Source organism: Fulvivirga kasyanovii (genome assembly GCF_009711405.1).
Taxonomy (GTDB): domain Bacteria; phylum Bacteroidota; class Bacteroidia; order Cytophagales; family Cyclobacteriaceae; genus Fulvivirga; species Fulvivirga kasyanovii.
In genome coordinates this window covers 15,309-16,558 of sequence record NZ_SMLW01000528.1, presented here as the reverse complement: position 1 = coordinate 16,558, position 1,250 = coordinate 15,309, and the positions used below count along the sequence as shown (strand labels likewise).

Annotated in this window: 1 protein-coding gene; it reads left to right on the top strand. The window is 42.5% G+C overall.

The genetic code is table 11. From position 1 onward, the window contains the following. The coding region (locus tag E1163_RS11770; RefSeq protein ID WP_155171898.1) for an SDR family NAD(P)-dependent oxidoreductase at positions 1–942 on the top strand (942 nt) is incomplete at its 5' end. Positions 943–1,250: the final 308 nt, after the last annotated feature.

The window sequence follows — 1,250 nt, the reverse complement described above, 5'->3', positions numbered from 1 at the left end:
ATTACAAAATACAATCTGAAGGATAAAGTGGTGTTGATCACCGGAGGTTCCCGGGGTTTAGGGATAGTAATGGCCAGACAATTGGCAGAAAAGGGGGCAAAGGTAGTTGTTTGCGCAAGGGATGAGGAAGAACTAAGTGCTGCAGCACACGAATTGTCTACAATTACCCAAAATTATTTGGCCATACCCTGTGACATTACCGATAAGGAGCAGATAAGGACAATGATGGATGAAACAGAAAGCATAATGGGGCCTGTGGACGTACTTATCAATAATGCCGGCATTATCCAGGTAGGGCCAATGGAAACTATGACGGAGCAGGACTTTGAAAATGCTATGAAAGTTCACTTCTGGGGGCCTTTTTATGTAATGAAAGAAGTGCTGCCTGGTATGAAAAAGAGAAAAGGAGGCAGGGTGGTCAATATTGTTTCTATTGGAGGTAAAGTCAGTTTTCCACACCTGCTGCCCTATAATGCCAGTAAATACGCACTAGCAGGCCTTTCGGAAGGTATGACAGCAGAATTGAAAAAAGATAAAATAAAGATCACAACCGTGTACCCCGGATTAATGAGAACGGGAAGCCCGAGGAATATTGATGTAAAAGGGCGCCATGAAGAGGAATATGCATGGTTTAAGATCTCTGATTCTTTGCCTGTAGTTTCTATGAGTGCTGAAAAGGCCGCCAGTCAGATCATTAAGGCCCTTGAAAATGGCGACAGCTCATTAACACTTAGCTTCCCTGCAAAATTAGCCGAAGCTATTCATGGTATTGCTCCAAGCCTGACCATTTCAGCTTTTGAGGCCGTGAATAGATTACTTCCCGGGACGAGGGGAGCCAGTAAAAAGTCTAAAAAGGGCTATGAAAGTGACTCCAGGCTCTCTCAGTCTGTACTTACCAGAAAAACAGAAAAAGCCGAAATAGAAAATAACGAGTTGCCATAAGTGAAAGAGACTTCCGGAGCTCTCAGAGCTTCGGGAGTTTTTACAATTCATAATTCACGGTTTACTCGTTTACGGTCTATTGTTCTCAAGTTTACCGATCACCTTTACACTGAATACCGATTACCACCCGGCTTGCCCTAAGTAGTCAGTTACCATCATTATCGTAGTTCCATATTCCAAACCACATCATTCCCAAAATGAGGTGCCACTCCTGTAATTTTTGGTCTTTTTCTTGAATTGTTCTCCAAACCTTTAATCTTTGCAGTCGTTAGCGTTAATGTTTCTTAATGTGCTAAGACATTGTATAA